Source organism: Brevinematales bacterium (assembly GCA_026415355.1).
Taxonomy (GTDB): Bacteria; Spirochaetota; Brevinematia; order DTOW01; family DTOW01; genus SKYB106.
Genome location: JAOAHF010000001.1, coordinates 118,446 through 136,293, shown reverse-complemented (window position 1 = coordinate 136,293; position 17,848 = coordinate 118,446). Strand labels below are relative to the sequence as shown.

Below are 17,848 nucleotides of genomic sequence, written 5' to 3'. Positions count from 1 at the left end.
GCTTTTAAGATAAAGGATTCAAAATTCTCTTTTCAAGAAAGTTACTCTTTACAAATAGAAACTTACAATTTACGTTAATTAGAATGTTTTAATATGCTAAGGATATTGATTTTGGTAGTCTTAATACTCTCAACATTGAGCAATATAAACGCAGATGAAACACTGTCAAAGGTTTCAAATCTAATAAACCAGCTAAAACACTACGAAGCAATAAACGAATTAGAAAAAGCGATAACAAAACATCCCTCAAGTATACCATATTACATCTTTATTATTCAAATATCACTTGATGTAAACGAAAATGAGCTCGCTGAAAAGTATCTCTCTCAAGCACTCAGATATGAAAGGGATAACATAACATTAAATGCCTTCCAAATCGAGTTAGAAAGACTAAAAGGTAACAACAAAAAAGCTATCGAAATAGCAGAAAAAGTCTTGAAAAACTCAAGTTCCAGGACAAACTTAACTTTTGTAGTATCATACTCTAGACTTTTAGCATCTGAACATCCATACGAAGCGGAAAAATTCTTAGCACCCTATATGAAGATATTCAACAACCATAGAATATTCACAGAAATGGCGAAAATACAACTATCAACAGGCAAACTACAACACGCAAAATCAAACCTCGACAAAGCATTACTTTTAGAAAGGGTTGACAAATCAATATATTCACTATACGGAGAATATTACTACAGAGTAGGTAAACTAGAAGAATCAGCAAAAAATTTAGAAAAAGCTATATTATTCCCTGGTAATAACTCAAGAGAATACTATTTATTATCCGATATCTACTTTAAACTAAAAGAGTACAAAAAATCTCTAGAATACGCCAAGATTATACCCTTACCTAAGGAAACAATAGCATCTATTCTTTATACCTCAAAAAACTACTCAGATCTTGTCAAAGAGTTCGAAAACCCTGAAAACGAAATAATTAGATATTTTATAGAAGAAAGCCAAATAGCACTAAGTCCTCAAAGAATATCAAGAGAACGACAAAATCTATCAGAAGAAAGATACAAAAAAGCAATGAAACTTAAACGTAAAGGAATTCCCTATTATAACATATATCTTTCGAGATCAATAAGATTAAATCCACTAAACTTTGATTCATGGTTTGAGCTAGGAAACTACTACAAATTCTACTATTCACCCTACACAGCACTGCAAGAAATAAGTATAGGGAAAAATCTTTTCGTTAACAATATAAAAATACAAGATTTTTACGAAAATCTCGTAAACTTCGTATCCAACAGTTCAAAAATCGCAAATTGGGAAGTTGATATACAATCGCCTAAAAATATGAAATTTCTAATCGAAATCGAAGAATCAAACTACCCCATAGAAAAGATATTTTACCAAAATGCTATCACATGGGCTTTAGAGAGTATAAAATTACCGAATACAGAACTTAATATAAGTTACCAAAAGAATAATACCCTTTCCTATAAAGGATATGATATAGTTATCAGTATAAAACCAGAGATACTAAAAGATTACCTAATACTAAACATATCCATTATAGACCCCAAAAGCTATAGAGTTATAACTAATGTCTTAACATCTCAGAAATTTAGTGAATTTTTTGTCTCGGAAATATACCAAAACCTAACTAGGAAAATTCTATCATCATTACCCGAATATGGTATAATTCTAGGTTCAAAAGACAATACTTTAGTTGTAAAGTACCTAAAAGGAGTTCCAAATTTAAACGACAACATCATTATAACATACAACAATATTTCATCCATCCTAAACAACAACTATAATACAATAGCAACTGGCAAAATCATAGACAGAGATGGAGAATACGGACTTGTAGAATTGGACGCTGAATTTAAATATAAAACAACTGTGAAACCAGGAAACCTATTTATTAAGACTAACTTTTGATGCTAAACCCTAGTATTATAAAATCATCTCTAATTCTAACCTCCTTTAAAGCTCTTATGTACGAAAATATTTCTTGTATTGTATCTTTAACCGAAAGATTCTTAAAGAAAACAATCAAGTCAATTATTTTACTCTCATCAACCTCACCTTTTTTTACATCCTCAAGTTCTACTATACCATCTGTATAGAGAAAGAACTTGTCACCTCTGTTAATATAAATTTCTTCTGGACGGTACTCCTCATCCTTCTTTATACCAATAGGCTTATGAATATGTATCAGCTTTTGAAATGTCACTATTCCATCTTCCTTAAGAATAACACCATATCTATGACCTGCTGATATAATCTTCATTCTCATCCTATCAACATCTACTTCACACAATATACCAGTTATGTATGTATATATTTCCGAATTATCTTGGTTAAGGGAGTAAATCAAATTATTAATGTACTCAATTGTTTTTTGAATATTTCTATCTTCTAGAATAGATCTCTCGATTATGTTTTTAATATTACTAGCCACAAAAGCTGAAGATATATTATGTCCTGAAACATCAAATACACCAACAAAAGTTTTCTTACCTATCTCTAATGCAACAAAGAAATCTCCTCCTACCTCCAAAATTTTGTCAGCAGGTTGATACTTAAAGTAAAAGTTTATATTTCTTAATTTATCAATACCACTAAAAGCCTCAACGGAAGAAACTATCTTTCTAATTCTCATTGCTTCATAATGTAAATCAATAGCAGTTTTTTGGTTTACTATTTGTACTGGATAGAAAAAAATACTACCAAACTTTGATTCCTCAACATACAAAGGCTCAATAGAATATACAACATCAGACTGTATAACCTTACCTTCAGAAATATACTTCAGTTTTGATTTAAGATCATCAAGACTATTAAGATTGTTATACTCACTAAAAGTATCAATAAAATTCTTATTCAACTTAACTATCCTACCACCTACTTTTTCAAATATGACTATAGGCAAATTTATCAAATCTGAAACTCTTAAAAATACTTCATCCATTCTGTTCACAAAAGATTTTTCTACACCATATATCTTTATTCTTATCCTACTATCATCTATATATTCTGAAACAATCTCCAACAATACCCCACCAAGTTCTTCTACTTCAGAAAATCTAGTTATGGTAAAAATCTTATTATACTTTAGTCCCTCCTTAAGTTCACCTATATTAACTAACTTCCAAAAAACCCAAAACTTTTCATCCTCCGGAGTTTTACTTATTACTTCGTTTGATCTTGTATTAAACAAAACTTCGTAAAACACCAATCTAACATCACTACTCTCAGGACCATGCTCTAAAACAAAATGTCTCAAAGATTGCTTGGCAGAAACATACAATAAGAATAAAGACAAAAAATCACTCAGTATATTAACCATTATCTGGGAATCATAATACATGTTGTAATTATTAGTAAAGACTATAATCAGATTTGAGATTCCCTCGTCTCTATACAAAGGTACAAGAAGAATAGAATTTGACTTTATTTCTCTACACACTTCTACAACATCCTTCAAAGTAAAAATAGATAAATCGCTAGGTATAACAAACCTGTGCTTATTCATGCTTTTTGATAATAACTTTAGCACTTTTTCTTCAATTATCTCAGATGGTTTACTACTCTCGAAAATCTCTTTGAGCTTTGAAATACCAGAGATAAAAGGAAAGAAAGGATCAGTAGAAACCTGATATACTAAACCTTCTTTTGAAACTTTCAAACTAACAACAAATTTTGCTTCAAAGAGCTTTTGTAAAAGTTTAACAAACTCTAACATCAGATCATCCAAAGATCTAACATTTCCAGAAATACGATTAAACCTCTGATTAGATAAAATCACACTTCCTGAACTTAAAATATCATTAACAGAAGAAAGAGAAACAGTAATAAATCTCTTAACAAGATTCATTCTAGACAAAGTAAAATCTTTTCTTGAAACCTTATCAGATAATTTTCCAACTAAAAAAGCAAAAAAGAGAATTAAAAAAACAAAAAGAATTAAATAAGCATATTCCATATACTATATATTAAAAATTATCAACATCTACAGATAAATTTGCAATTTAATAATCTCCTCCTAATCGGTTTTGTTGAAAAACAAATTTAAGTTTTTCAAAATATATCTACTAATACGATGTATGTAGACGGCGAGAAAATAAGGCATAAATACAAAACGTTATTCAAAAACATAGATAGATCTGTAAAGATAATAAACGAGTTTTCTGAATTTCTCAAGCTACTTGATCTAAGGGAAGTTAACATTCTGAAGATCATGATGGTAAGATTCATGATAGAGACCACAAATTCAGATGCAGGAGGATTGATAGAAAGTGTAGAAGATAGTTATGAATTCACAGAAATATTCCAATACAAAGGAAATAGAATAATAGACAAAGACTTTTCTTCTCTAGTAAGAAGAATACAACCTAATACACTTGAAAGTAAACTACTTGATATAACATTAAAAAGGAAAATACCCACAATATCTTTTGACCAAACTACAAAGGATTCTAGTCTTGGCAAGATATTGAAAATAATACCTTGTTGCATAATCCAAGTTCCAGTAATAGTAGAAGATAATGTTGAGTATGTTGTAGAACTTATAAAAAAGGAAGACAATAAGAACAGTATTTTTTCAGAAGGAGATATAAATAGCCTTTCAATAATATCTAATATAGCATCAGCTATATTTACAAACGCTCAGCTATTTAAAAGTGCTATTCATGATAGATTAACAGAACTATATAATATTCACTACTTCAAAAACTTAATGGTAGATGAAATGAAAAAAGTTATTAAATTTAAAACAAAGCTTTCTCTTGCAGTCATGGACATAGACCACTTCAAAAACATAAACGACACATACGGACATAGCGTAGGAGATGAAGCAATAAAATTTTTTGCAAATGTTATAAGGCAAGAAATAAAAAGAAATTCGGATATAGTAGCAAGATACGGAGGAGATGAATTTATAGCAGCATTCCCTTCAACAGACTCTCAATCTGCATACAGTGTATGTACTAAAGTTAAAGATAGACTAAATTCAGAATTTTTCCAGCCGGATGAAAGAACTAAAATTAAACTAACCCCTAGTATAGGGATAGCAGAAATAACTGAAGAAGACATAGAAAGCGCTCAAAATGAAAACGATCTTTTCAGAAAAATATTTATAAAAGCAGATACCGCACTTTATAATTCTAAAAAAACAGGCAGAAACAGAATAACTATATACTCAAACGAAATGCCTATAATACAAGAAAGGGAGCTATAAATGTCGATATACAAAGAAATATCAGCATCTATAGAAAAACTTATTGAAAACGATCAAAGAGCAAAATACTTATACGAAGATATGATAAAAAAAACACAAGAAAAAAAACTCTCTAAAGAAACACTCCATCCTTTCATATCATACGTTTCAGAAAAGATAAGAATAATACATGGAAATATAGAACCTAAAGAAATCAAAAAAGCTCTGATACATTTTTACTCAAAAAACTTTATAGGTATAGATGTAGATTTATGGAAGTAACAGAAAGAGTAAATTCTAATAATGTCTTCCTAAATCTAACAAAATACATAAGAATTATCTTTTACAAACATCATCTAAACTAAATATAGCATAAAAAATAAATCAAGGCATAGGTGGCTATATGGAAATATTACCCAAAAGTATAGAAGAGCTTGTTGATATTTTAAGCGAAATACCAGGAATAGGCCCTAAAACAGCAGAAAGGATATCATTTCATATACTAATGTCCAAAGATAAACTTTTGGATAGACTCACCTACTCTCTCGAAAAAGTAAAAAAAGAAATAAAAATATGTTCTGAGTGTGGAATGATATCAGACACAAACCCATGCAAGATATGTTCATCACCGGAAAGGGATATGAAAATAATATGCGTTGTTGAAAAACCAAACGACGTAGTAGCAATAGAAAAAACAGAACACTACAACGGTATTTATCACGTATTAGGAGGGGTTATATCTCCTATCGAAGGAATAGGTCCTAGTGATATATCAATAGATAAACTAATGGAAAGGATTACTAGAAACAAAGTAGAAGAAGTATTTTTCGCTCTTGATCCCGACTCTGAAGGTGAAACAACCATTTCTTATATCACATCACTTATACAAAAAAGAGGTATAAATGTAAAAATGACATCTCTAGCAAAAGGTATACCATTAGGAGGTAATATCGAGTATTCTGACACACTTACTTTATCTAGAGCAATAAAGAATAGAAATAAAATAGAACCATAATACATAACAACAAGCTAAACTCAATATAAATACTGATAAGGTTAGACAAAAATTCCTACTTACTTTCCAAAACCTATAAGTAAACAAAATTTAGTACTAAGCTTATCAAAACTCTAAAATTACAAATATTCACAAGTCTGATAACAACATCAAGTTAGATTATCTTAGGAAATTCAGTAATGAAAGCCCCATTAATCTAGCACCAACTTGTAGACCTGCTTGATGGGTTAATTCTAACATTCTAAGTTCAACAACAGTTTGAGGAATATCTGTAGCTTGTGTTTTGGCTAGTATATCTTTTACATAAACTATATCTGCATTCAATCTTGTGTTTACAACTTTCAATCTTTCAGCTCTAGCACCAATTTCAGCCCTATACCTCAAAAAATTATCAAGCCCATTATCAATAAGAGATAAATCCTCACCACCTAAGTTCTGTTGTCTTCCTGCTAGCATATCGTCCCTTATTTTTATCAGTACATCAAACAGAGAAAGCACATATATTTTAGCTTCTGGATTGTAATTAAGTGTAGCTGGAGCACCTTTCCTTACTATTCCAAGTCTTTCCATAACATCGCCATCTCCTACATCTTCAACAGTTATATTGTGTGGTATAGTACTTTCAAGCGTAAGGAAATTATTACCTGTTGAGTTATCAATGTAAGCTTTAACAGGTATTTTCAGACTATTTATTTTTTCAACAATAACCTCAAGAGTATCACCTTTATAAACTTTCACCTCAACTCCATCTATTTTAAAAGACATATCTCTATCCGCAATAAAGCCTGTACCTGGTATAGATGACTTTATAACCATATTCTCCGAAGCAAAAAGTCTATTACCATTCAAATTTATCTGTACAAAATCAAATGTATCAGCTTGCCTCATCACAACTCCATCATCACCCATATAAACAACCTTCTTAACAACTTCATAGTCAAGTTCTTCCGAAAGGCCATATTCAACTCTAAAAGGTAAATCAGTTTTATAACCCCCATAGAGATTTGTCTGCTTGTAATAAGCATTAGCAATATTAACAAGCTCCCTTATCAGTTGATCAACTTCTATAGCCATCTTTTTGGTATCATCCTTAGTGTAGGTACCATTTGCCGCTTGTACTGTAAGTTCCCTAACTCTATGTAATATATCAGTAGCACTCTGTAGGTTTGAATCCATAAGATTAAGTCTAGCTTCACCCTCTTCAATATTCCTTATATAGGTTTCTATCTCTCTTAACCTACTCTGAAACTGCATCGACATAGTAGTACCTACAGGATCATCTTCAGGCATCCTTATCTTACTCATACTTGTCAAATCTATTTGTCTTTTATTCATTTCAACCATTCTATCCTTCAAGTAGAAAAGAAATTCATTTGATATGGAATTCTGAGTGACTCTACCTATCATAAAACCTCCTTGTTAATGCTCTCTACCATCCTTGGTAGAAGATACATAAAAATACCCTAAAATATTTTTCGTAATATAATTAAAAACTTTTAGTAAAAAACAAATATTCAAAACTAAAAGGATCAAGAGTTACAATACTCAAAGGCAGATATATCATAAAATTAATCAAATTTCCAAATATAAAACTACCATGTATAAATATTATGAACTAGAAAGGTAAAACAAAATCAAAAACAAATTCAACCACATAATCCTTCACAAGTGTATTGTAAATCATCTCAATACCTGTCCTCGTATCGAGATAACCTATGAAGTTTAAGTTGAAGAATATCCCTACAGTTAGTTCGGTTCTTAAATACCTATTAACTATATCACCAAAGTTTTGAAACAAAATACCACCCCTGCCACCTACCTCAACCCAAAACTCAGTTATGTAAATCGGCCATATACCTTCGTTAACCTCAAATAACTTAAGATAAACCTTAGCAAGAGATGTGAAAAAATAATCTCCATCTTCTCTAAATCCGACATAAGTAGGTAAGTTTATATTATATACATCTCCCTCCTCTACAGGAAATAATTCCTTAAATAGATACCCTCCATAACAAAACGCATTAGAATAACTTGAAAACAAATTACCCCTCAATCCTAAACCTAACTTCAAAACATTGTTACCAAAAATTCTAAAAGAGTAAGAAAAAAAAGCACTAGCAACCAAAGAATTTTCTTCAGAACCAAAAATCTTATTAGCTAACTTTAGATTAAAGTTACACAAAAATCCTTCCTCTGAAGTTACAGCACCAAGACTACTTCTCAAAGTGTTTACAGTAATACCAAAAGTAAAGTAAGGTGACACAATTCCCTCACTTGTATCATCAAACCTATAGTCTGGAAATACAATATCTACAACTTCTCTACCAACAAATGATGGAAAAGAAAAAGCTACAAAAGGATAGACTTTAAGATACGTATTACCAAATTCCCCTTGAACCTTAAGTCTATAGTAATCAAGAGTAAATGTATCAAAAAGATATCCCCTACTCCTAAGACCCGAAACCATTGTAAAGTTTGTATCTAAATGATCTCTAAAAACTCTAAAACTGAAAAGAGTATAAGGAATACTAGAATCTACAAACCTAACGTCATAATCAACAGTCCTTGAATTAAGATTCCAAGCAATACTTATAAAATAACTTCTAAACTCCAATGGTTCATCATAAAAACCAAAGTAAAGCCCTACTTTCCTGAAAGAAAAGTCAGGATTAAAATGAACATCTGGGAAAAATGATGTAATTATAGAAAAAAGCGTTATATTATTGAAATAACTGTAATTTTGAATACTAGTTATGTTAGTTTTGAAAGAAACAATATCTCTAAGCTTTGGATATAAATCAAAAGAATTCTTTTTAACCTCAGCAACTAGACTGAATGATTCCTTATCTGCAAAGAAAATGTCAACACCTTCTCTTGAGAATGATAATCCATATATTCTAATACCATCAGAAACAACATTAAAAAAACTGAAAAGATGTGATACTACTCTAAATATCTTACCATCTCTAATTTCAAAAACATCAATCTTATCACCATTTAAACCGGAAAACAATATACCATTACTAGTCACTGTTATGTCTGATACAAATTTGAATTTTCTGAGTTCATATACCAGTTCTAAAGTGTCAAAATTAAAGACTTTTATAACATCTAGCCCATCTTCTGAAACCACTAAAGCCAATAGATTATCATAGGTTGAAACTTTTTTGTAGAAAATATCCTGACCTTCAAAAAGTATATTAGTCTTGAAATTAATCTTATCATTATCCACTTCCAAATTAATCTTAACAACCCTAGCAGTATCATCATCTTGGACAAGAACTACTACAGTATTGTCATCTACTACGCTAACATCATAAACTCCTTGTATATCCGTGCTAATCTCATCAACCAGCACAGGAATACTTTTCTTGATTATTCTGGCTAACTTTAAAAAGTTTCTTGTATAATACTTGGAAGAAATAGTTTCCAAAAAGGCAATTCTACTACCTTTTACATCAAATCTACTCAAATACCTACCGTAAGCTAAAAAACCAATTTCTTTACCATCAACTCTTACATACTTGAGAGATGGTAATTCACCCTTAACCCCCCTTTGGAAGTATAATATAAAATCATCAAATTTTCTTAATCTTTCTTTATATCCACCTTCAAAAGAAAGTTGCTGTACTTCAGATGTATATATCCTACTTACTACTTTATTGCTCAAATACCTTCCAAACTCATCCCATTCAGAAAATAAGTTGTTTTTAAACGTATTAAAAAACGAAAGATAGAAACTATTTGGCAAGTAGTAGGAGTTTTCCTTGTAGAAACTCAAAGTTTTTTCATAACTATACTTTTCAACAAGGTATCTAAAAAACATACCACCATACAAATACCACCCATCTAAAGGATATTCATTGACAAGGTTCGCTTTGTAAAAATTTCTAAACTTACCGTAATACGATTGAGAATACAAACTATCTGTAAAAATCGGATTATTAAGTCTCCCATAACCCCAAATACTTTCATTCAAAACAGTAGGAGACTCTATAAATACACCAGGTAAATACATATTTGGCACTATATAGTACGAAAATATAAACCTCAGAAATTGCCAAAAAACCCCGTTTGCTTCTTCGATAGCAAGAGCATGTGTCAACTCGTGTATAAATATACCTTTTAGATCATCATCAAAGACAAAATTATCTAACTTTGTTATCTTTGAGGTATATATTACTATAAAGGGGCTTGGAATAGCAACATAATATCCATTTGGTAAATCACTTTGATCTACAACAACTATTGGAAACCTATAACCAAACCTAACATTCATCTTTTCACTAACTTCTTCATATATTTTATCCACTATCGTCGAAAGTCTTTGAGCAGTACCTTTAGAAGTTTCAGAAAAGTAAATATCAAAATAAATAGTTTGTATCTTAGTCCAACATCTTAAAGGATCAAAAGTAGAAAAACTTACCTGTCCTCTGAGATCAAATGAAAAAACAAAATAAATAATAACAATGAAATACAATCTTTTCATAAGAATTTTCCTTGCAAGCTGCCTTTAAAGTAAACAATTAGCAACTGAATTTTCAAACTTGTAACATCCAAGTTACAGATAAAACATCTATACTCAAACTAGAATAAAATAATCAAATGACTTATTACTTCCCAGAAGAAAGAAAATAACTGTTTCTTATAAAATCTACCATGTAATCCGCAACAATTTCTTCATCACACAAAACATTAGTTATCCTGTTCTGCCTAAGAGACTCTGCCTCTGAAGTAAATCTTGCTCTAGCTACTATATTGATATTAGGATTAAGAGCTCTAGCTGTCTCAGATATAGTAAGAGATTCATTCTTAACAGGAGTTGTTATGACAAGTAATTTGGAATTCTCAATACCAACCCATCTCAATGTACTTTCTCTTTTAGCATCTCCAAAATGTATATTAAAAACTTTTCTATTCTTTCTGACAGTTTCAGAATTTGTCTCTAATATCACGTGTGGAACATTCATATTGATAAGTATTTCAGTAACCTTCCTCCCTACAGGCCCAAATCCAACTATTATTACATCAAATTTCCCTAGAATACCTTTATTCCACTCTTTAATCTTGAGAATCGATATCCTATCCGCAATTCTATCAACAAACTGAAAAGAAAGAGATGATAAAATCATACTCAAAACTATCGACGACGAGAATATAACAAATACATCATCCGATATTACATTACCTCTTAATGAGATCGAAAGTATAAGAAACCCAAATTCACCCATACTACTAATAAGAGAAGAAGACCTTAAATTATGCTCCACAGATTCTCTATTAGCTAGTAGTATTAAAAACATAACCAAAAACTTAAAAACAACAATACATAGAGTTGTAAGTATTATTACTGAAAAATTCTTTATAAGAAGTGACAAAGTTATCGAAGCCCCAATATAAACAAAGAAAAAACCAACAAAAATCTCCTTAATAGGTAAAACTTCTGATGCTATCTGCCGTCCAAAAAAAGACTCAGATATTATCATTCCTGCTATGAATGCACCTAAAAATGGAGATAAACCTGAAAATTTAGCAACTGTAGCACTACCAAAACTTATAACAATCGCTAAAAATACAATAAGATATCTATCACGTACAACTAGTATCTCAGCAAATCTAGTTTTAGTGAAATAGTACAATGCTACAAAATACAAGATGACTATCAAACTGCCAACGAATAAATTAGCACTTGAACTTTCAGTATTAACTATAAAAGACAAAGCTACAAGGATTAGTATTGATACAATATCCTGTATAAGCGAAATTAGAAAAGTAATTCTACCATATCTTATTCCTATTGCTCCTTTTTTCTCTACGATAGACAGTATAGTTATAGTACTACTCATTACAATAACAGAAGACAAAACGAAAGCAACTTTGAAATCCTTAGTAATCAACCACAGCACAGTTAACGGTAATATAGATGTTAACACAATCTGTCCCAATCCTATAAGTACTACTTCTTTTCTATAACTCCAAAGGATTCTTAGAGAAAACTCAACACCTACAAAAAACAACATAAGCATAACACCGAAATCTGCTATTTCCTTGAAAACTTCGTTATGATTCAACACACCTATTTGGTTTAAAACAATACCTGATAGAATCAACGATACTATGAAAGGTACTTGAAATCTTCCAAATATATATAGGAATATAGCTGAAACTAAAAATACTAGAAATATTCCTGTAATAGTATCTATATGAAAAGTCATAATTCCTCAACAGTTATATTTCGGTTAGTGTATATACATATGTCTCCTGCAATCTTAAGTGACTCTTCTACTATGAACTTTGGATCAAGGTTTGGATTTGCTTTGATAAATGCTCTTGCTGCCGCTAGTGCATAAGGTCCCCCTGATCCAATAGATGCTATGTTATCTTCTGGTTCTATAACATCTCCAGTTCCAGAAACTATAAGTATTTTTTCCTTATTACCCACTATCATAAGGGCTTCAAGTCTTCTAAGTAGTTTATCTGTTCGCCATTCCTTGGCAAGAGCTACAGAAGCCTTAAGTATATTCCCATTATTCTCTTTAAGATGTCCTTCAAATCTTTCAAGCAAAGCAAATGCATCAGCAGTAGCTCCAGCAAATCCCACCAAAACCTTATCATCAAATATCCTTCTTATCTTCCTAGCATTTGACTTAAGCACTGTATCACCAAAAGTAACTTGTCCATCTCCACCCATAACAAGCCTATCATCCTTCAATATACCTATAACTGTAGTCGATTTTATTTTCATAACAACCCCCAAAATACAATCTTGTACACTTAAATTAAGATTATCCCTGTACCTTAAACGAAATTAAGCATTGCTTTTTCTTTGAAATTTTAAGTGTTAAATAACCATCTTTAGACCTAAACTCTTCTCCAGTAAAGATGTCTTTACCACTTTCATCAAAAACTCCAAGGTGATAAGTAGGTATAGTTATTTCTTTTTCAACTTGGGACCTACTAATAAACCCTATGAAACATTTCTCCAAATCAAACCTTGCAAAAGCAAACGTATCCTCATCAGCATAAACAGGTCTATAAGCACCAAGATGTAATGTTTTCTCTGATCTCTTTAACTTAGCAAGAGTTGAGTAAAGATTCAAAAAATACCTATCCCATTTACTTTCATCCCACTCCATAGGATATCTACATCCTTCAATATCACTAGTTCTTCCTCTTAAGGCTATTTCATCACCATAATATATCGATGTTGCTCCAGGAAGAAGGAAGAGAATAATAAGCATTCCCTTGTATATATCTCTATCGAAATAAATAGTATTGTGGAATCTGAATATATCATGAGATCCTAACAAGTTGTACTGCAAGAACGCTATCTGATTAGGTAATCTTGTATAATGTTGTTGTATTTGAGCTTCTAGTTCTACCCCTGTACTTGGTCTTAGCTTCCTACCCGGCTCAACTACATTTCTCAGAAACCAATCAACTTCTCCAGCAAATGATCTAATCGGTCTTAGAGAGGCAAAATAATTCATACATCCATCTAGTTGATCTCCTAGTAAATAACTTATGTTATCTTCCCAATGTTCACCTATTAGATAAGCATTTTTCTTGATACTCTTAACTCCTTCTCTTATTCTCTTAAATATCTCATTCCCGAACTGATCTATACCATTTCTACCCGTGTCGTTCGCAACATCAAACCTCCAACCATCTATATCAAATTGTTTTATGTAATACTTTACAACAGAGTCATCATCTTCAAATATTATTTCTCTCAACTTCTTTGAGTTGTAGTTTAGCTGAGGAAGTTCAGATAATCCAGCCCATCCTCTGTATTCATTCTTTTCATTGAAGTAGTAAAAACCTCTTTCCTCAGAATTAATGTCCAAAAGAGCCTTCTTAAACCAAATATGCTGATCCCCCGTATGATTTATCGAAATATCAAGTATAATTTTCATATCGTTTTTATGCAACTCATCTACTAATTCCCTGAGAGCTTCATTACCACCTAAATGTGGATCAACACTGAAATAGTCAATAGTATCATATCTATGGTTAGTCATAGCTTTGAATATAGGGTTAAGATACAAAGCATTCACCCCTATAGACTTGAGGTACCATATCTTATCTTTTATTCCATATAAGTCTCCACCTAGAAAATCAAGACAAAACCCTTGATGATATGGTAAAGGATCTGTACCCCAGTCTAATTTTATAGTCTTATGTCTTCGGTACTCATACTCGCCAGTTTTTACGCTTATTTCAGGTTTGCCCTGATTAAATCTATCAGGGAATATCTGATAAAAAACACTACCTGGAACCCAATCAGGATTTTCAAATTCCGCTATTATGACAAAATCGTTATCTTCTGTAGGAACATACGTGAATATACCTTTTCTGGTATAAAATAAAACTTCACTACCAATATCAATCACGAAGTGATAGTTTATAAATTTCTGAGACACCTTTAACCACCCTTCATAGTAGGTAAAATAGTTTGTTTGTCTAGAAATAGTCATCTTTATGTATTTGGATCCTCCATCAATAATAGCTCTCATATAAACATTTCTTATAGGGTTATTTCTCAAAACTCTAAAACTCACTTTTATGTACTCATTAAATCTTGGATAAGGATTTGAAACAAAATCATAATTTACTTCCGAAAATATTGTTTTCTTCCAATCCATAGAATGGATTTATAAACTAACTTACGCTCTGAATTCAATTTATCGTAAGAGTTCAATAGAATTTAAAACAAAGTTATAAGTAAACCATAAAAACATAGTTTACCGAACACCCCAATTTAGATAAGATTCAACAACTCAACCTAAAGAAAAATGTTCAAACCTAACTAATCTTCATAATAACTTATTATTGAGGATATCTTTTCTATCTCAGGAGTTAAAATAAAAAGCGAGTTTTTATTCTTTAAATACGTAGCTATTTCAACAAAAGTAGAAGAAATATCCTTAAACCTTAGAGAAATAAATTGTAATGGTACTTTTAGCAGATCCACTACAATCCTCAACAGAGGTTTCTTTGAAAGGAAATACCTAAAAGTAGGTTGAGAATAATCCTTTTGCAGTACACTTGTAGGTATATCAAAATCAGCTATCTTATCTACCAAAAAATCTTTCGCCGATATTATTATACCACCACTGCTCCAAGTCCTTATTCCGAATTCTATCATAGACAAATATGTTGGAAGATTCGTCAAATAACCACCTATAGACTTAAACAGATTTTTATTGTATATTCCTAGAAAATGGTTCGGAGTAAGAGTTGCTGGGTTTTTAGCATTTTCAAGTATAACAACATCAAGAGTATCATTAATTATACTTAACTTAACTGTTTCGGTAACTCGTTTACCTTGGTAAGATAATGTTGGGGTTATACACATAAGCGTAGGTTCAGTACTAAACACATCTCTAACGTTTTTAGTATTGAGTATAGAAGGTCTATAGTTAACAGTCATAACCAAAACCAGTTGAGCACTTGCAAGCATTATGGCATTATTTACTGCCTCAGTTATAGATATATCATTATCAGGTATTATTATCCTAGCTTTGTTAAGAATATCACCAGCATCAGTTATATCAGTCTTTGAAGTATCAACATACATGATCTCAATGTTTGAGATTGAACCGAAAAAAGAAATAATATCATCCATCCTATTTTTAAAAGCATATAAACTTTTCTTACCTATGTAAGCAACAGTTATTGAATACCTTTTATTAGGGTTTTTTTCAACTCTATTAGTTATATCAACAAAGTTAGACATATTTATTTAGAATTTTCGGATACTTCATAAAAATTTCTAAAATTCAAATCAACCACATACAATCAAAACTTCACAAGTAATTTAAGTAGCAAAGTCTAAGTTTGAACCGATAATCGTTTCCCCATCAACTATAGAAAGCTAAGGATACAACGTGAATAGTCAAGTAATAATTGACAATATATCATATACATTTTCTACTTCTACTATTTGGATATCGGTTTGAATTTCCGACGGTTTATTATTTTTCGGAACTATGGCTTTTTTTACACCTATTCTTTGTAATTCTGATATTCTGATTTCAAACCAAGGTATAGGTCTTATTTCACCACCAAGACCTATTTCTCCAAAGACACCTATATCTCTTGGTATTTCCTTATTCTTAAGACTCGACAATATCGATAATGCAACCGCGAGATCTGTAGCAGTCTCCTTAACCTCAAAACCAGTCGTTATATTCAAGTATATATCATATAAAGATAGTTTAGTATTCAAGTATTTATCAAGTATTGCTGATAACATATAAAGTCTATTTATATCTATTCCGTCTGCGGTACGTTTAGCGAAACCAAATTGTGTAGGATTCACAAGAGATTGAACTTCAACAACTATACTCCTGACTCCTTCAACAACAGGACATAAAACGCTACCAACAAGTGAAGGTGTATGACTAACTAACGTAGATATATCCGGAACATCTTCAAGTCCTCTGTTAGACAAACTATATATTGCTATACTATTCGTAGGACCAAAACGGTTCTTAACAGTTCTTAAAACTCTATAATTCCCCTTATTATCCTTGTCAATCATTATTATCGTATCAACAATATGCTCTATAGCTTTAGGACCTGCTATCATACCTTCTTTGTTAATATGACCTACTATAAATGTTGTTATATTTTTGTACTTTGATATCTCAGTAATTCTTGAAGTTGCCTCCCTAACCTGAGTTACACTACCTGGCGATGATAAAAACTTTTCAGAATATATATTTTGTATGGAATCAATAATAAGAAACTTAAAATCACCCGATACTAGTGTCTGAATTATATCTTCTAACCTATTCTCTGGATACAAGAGAAGATTCTGGCTATTTACATTCAAACGATTGCTTCTTATTTTTACCTGCTCGTTTGATTCCTCGCTATTTACATAAAGTAGTTTGCCGTTTTTTGAAATAGAATTTGCTATCTGAAGCATAAGCGTTGATTTGCCTATGCCAGGCTCCCCTGCCAACAATATAACCTGTCCCTGAACAAGACCTCCATTTAGAATACTGTCAATCTGTTTAAGATTTGTCGAAATTCTCTTCTTTTCGGAGTACTCAATTTCAGTTATAGTCTTAGGATAAGCCTTCTCAAGTATCACTACACCTTTACTTCTCGGCTGTTCGTACTTTTCTTCTTCTGCAAAAGTATTCCATTCACCACAAGAAGGACACTTACCTAACCATCTCAGACTTTCATACCCGCAAACCTGACACACAAAAATTGTCTTTTGCTTAGACATAAGCTACTTTTTTCCAATGTTTTCATCAAATTTCATCTTCCATACACCGCTATGATCCTTCTCATAGACTGCTTTCCTTAGTTTTTCAATATCAACATTAGGAACATTTTTAGCTAGTATATAACAAAACTGACCAGTCCTATCCTTTTTGATTACAGCATCTTCAATCTTAGATATATCAACTTTACCATTAAACTTTTCAGCTAAAAGAATACACCACTTACCTCTCTGATCTTGCTTTATAACATAATCCTGTAACTCATTTATATCTCTATCAGAAAACTCAATATTGTTTCTATGAATAAACGCAAAAATCTCATCAAGAGAAGACAAATTCTTCAAATAATCCATAAGATGTTTCTTCATAGAAATTATTTTAAAAAATAAATTCCAAAAGTTGAAAGATATTCTT

Annotated in this window: 13 protein-coding genes; 4 read left to right on the top strand and 9 right to left on the bottom strand. The window is 31.2% G+C overall.

Annotated features, from left to right (window positions below):
- The first annotated feature begins 93 nt into the window (after positions 1 to 93).
- A complete protein-coding gene (locus tag N2712_00600) occupies positions 94 to 1,896 on the top strand; it encodes a hypothetical protein (GenBank protein MCX8028481.1) in 1,803 nt (600 codons plus the stop codon).
- Here N2712_00600 and N2712_00595 read toward each other — a convergent pair.
- A complete protein-coding gene (locus tag N2712_00595) occupies positions 1,886 to 3,943 on the bottom strand; it encodes a serine/threonine-protein phosphatase (protein ID MCX8028480.1) in 2,058 nt (685 codons plus the stop codon). The genes N2712_00600 and N2712_00595 overlap by 11 nt on opposite strands.
- Positions 3,944 to 4,060: 117 nt before the next feature.
- Between N2712_00595 and N2712_00590 the strand changes: the two genes are divergently transcribed.
- The 3 genes from N2712_00590 (at position 4,061) to recR (ending at position 6,191) form a co-directional block, all read left to right on the top strand.
- A complete protein-coding gene (locus N2712_00590) occupies positions 4,061 to 5,197 on the top strand; it encodes a GGDEF domain-containing protein (protein MCX8028479.1) in 1,137 nt (378 codons plus the stop codon).
- A complete protein-coding gene (locus N2712_00585) occupies positions 5,198 to 5,458 on the top strand; it encodes a hypothetical protein (protein ID MCX8028478.1) in 261 nt (86 codons plus the stop codon).
- A 121-nt stretch (positions 5,459 to 5,579) separates the two neighbouring features.
- A complete protein-coding gene (recR, locus tag N2712_00580) occupies positions 5,580 to 6,191 on the top strand; it encodes a recombination mediator RecR (protein MCX8028477.1) in 612 nt (203 codons plus the stop codon).
- Between the two features lie 159 nt (positions 6,192 to 6,350).
- Here recR and N2712_00575 read toward each other — a convergent pair whose 3' ends face one another.
- The 8 genes from N2712_00575 to N2712_00540 all read right to left on the bottom strand — a co-directional run bounded on the left by N2712_00575 (position 6,351) and on the right by N2712_00540 (position 17,802).
- Positions 6,351 to 7,598: a flagellar hook-associated protein 3 gene (locus N2712_00575; GenBank protein MCX8028476.1), complete on the bottom strand. Its 1,248-nt coding sequence runs from the start codon at positions 7,596 to 7,598 to the stop codon at positions 6,351 to 6,353.
- Between the two features lie 208 nt (positions 7,599 to 7,806).
- The gene (locus tag N2712_00570; GenBank protein MCX8028475.1) at positions 7,807 to 10,680 is read right to left on the bottom strand and encodes a hypothetical protein; all 2,874 of its coding nucleotides are present in this window, start codon (positions 10,678 to 10,680) and stop codon (positions 7,807 to 7,809) included.
- A 124-nt stretch (positions 10,681 to 10,804) separates the two neighbouring features.
- Positions 10,805 to 12,406, bottom strand: a complete 1,602-nt coding sequence (locus N2712_00565) for a cation:proton antiporter (GenBank protein MCX8028474.1) — start codon at positions 12,404 to 12,406, stop codon at positions 10,805 to 10,807.
- A complete protein-coding gene (hslV, locus tag N2712_00560) occupies positions 12,403 to 12,936 on the bottom strand; it encodes an ATP-dependent protease subunit HslV (GenBank protein MCX8028473.1) in 534 nt (177 codons plus the stop codon). Before hslV ends, N2712_00565 begins: the two co-directional genes overlap by 4 nt.
- Positions 12,937 to 12,976: 40 nt before the next feature.
- Positions 12,977 to 14,836 carry a glycoside hydrolase family 13 protein gene (locus N2712_00555; GenBank protein ID MCX8028472.1) on the bottom strand — a complete coding sequence of 620 codons (1,860 nt, stop codon included), beginning with the start codon at positions 14,834 to 14,836 and terminating at the stop codon, positions 12,977 to 12,979.
- Positions 14,837 to 15,000: 164 nt separating this feature from the next.
- Positions 15,001 to 15,930, bottom strand: coding sequence for a hypothetical protein (locus tag N2712_00550; GenBank protein MCX8028471.1), 930 nt, complete (start codon positions 15,928 to 15,930; stop codon positions 15,001 to 15,003).
- Between the two features lie 159 nt (positions 15,931 to 16,089).
- A complete protein-coding gene (radA, locus tag N2712_00545) occupies positions 16,090 to 17,436 on the bottom strand; it encodes a DNA repair protein RadA (protein ID MCX8028470.1) in 1,347 nt (448 codons plus the stop codon).
- Positions 17,437 to 17,439: 3 nt separating this feature from the next.
- The gene (locus N2712_00540) at positions 17,440 to 17,802 is read right to left on the bottom strand and encodes a hypothetical protein (GenBank protein ID MCX8028469.1); all 363 of its coding nucleotides are present in this window, start codon (positions 17,800 to 17,802) and stop codon (positions 17,440 to 17,442) included.
- Between the last annotated feature and the right edge of the window lie 46 nt (positions 17,803 to 17,848).

Bases quoted from the DNA above. Each gene is read 5' to 3' on its own strand.
- N2712_00600 (MCX8028481.1), top strand. From the start codon at position 94: ATGCTAAGGATATTGATTTTGGTAGTCTTAATACTCTCAACATTGAGC.
- N2712_00595 (MCX8028480.1), bottom strand. From the start codon at position 3,943: ATGGAATATGCTTATTTAATTCTTTTTGTTTTTTTAATTCTCTTTTTT.
- N2712_00590 (MCX8028479.1), top strand. From the start codon at position 4,061: ATGTATGTAGACGGCGAGAAAATAAGGCATAAATACAAAACGTTATTC.
- N2712_00585 (MCX8028478.1), top strand. From the start codon at position 5,198: ATGTCGATATACAAAGAAATATCAGCATCTATAGAAAAACTTATTGAA.
- recR (MCX8028477.1), top strand. From the start codon at position 5,580: ATGGAAATATTACCCAAAAGTATAGAAGAGCTTGTTGATATTTTAAGC.
- N2712_00575 (MCX8028476.1), bottom strand. From the start codon at position 7,598: ATGATAGGTAGAGTCACTCAGAATTCCATATCAAATGAATTTCTTTTC.
- N2712_00570 (MCX8028475.1), bottom strand. From the start codon at position 10,680: ATGAAAAGATTGTATTTCATTGTTATTATTTATTTTGTTTTTTCATTT.
- N2712_00565 (MCX8028474.1), bottom strand. From the start codon at position 12,406: ATGACTTTTCATATAGATACTATTACAGGAATATTTCTAGTATTTTTA.
- hslV (MCX8028473.1), bottom strand. From the start codon at position 12,936: ATGAAAATAAAATCGACTACAGTTATAGGTATATTGAAGGATGATAGG.
- N2712_00555 (MCX8028472.1), bottom strand. From the start codon at position 14,836: ATGGATTGGAAGAAAACAATATTTTCGGAAGTAAATTATGATTTTGTT.
- N2712_00550 (MCX8028471.1), bottom strand. From the start codon at position 15,930: ATGTCTAACTTTGTTGATATAACTAATAGAGTTGAAAAAAACCCTAAT.
- radA (MCX8028470.1), bottom strand. From the start codon at position 17,436: ATGTCTAAGCAAAAGACAATTTTTGTGTGTCAGGTTTGCGGGTATGAA.
- N2712_00540 (MCX8028469.1), bottom strand. From the start codon at position 17,802: ATGAAGAAACATCTTATGGATTATTTGAAGAATTTGTCTTCTCTTGAT.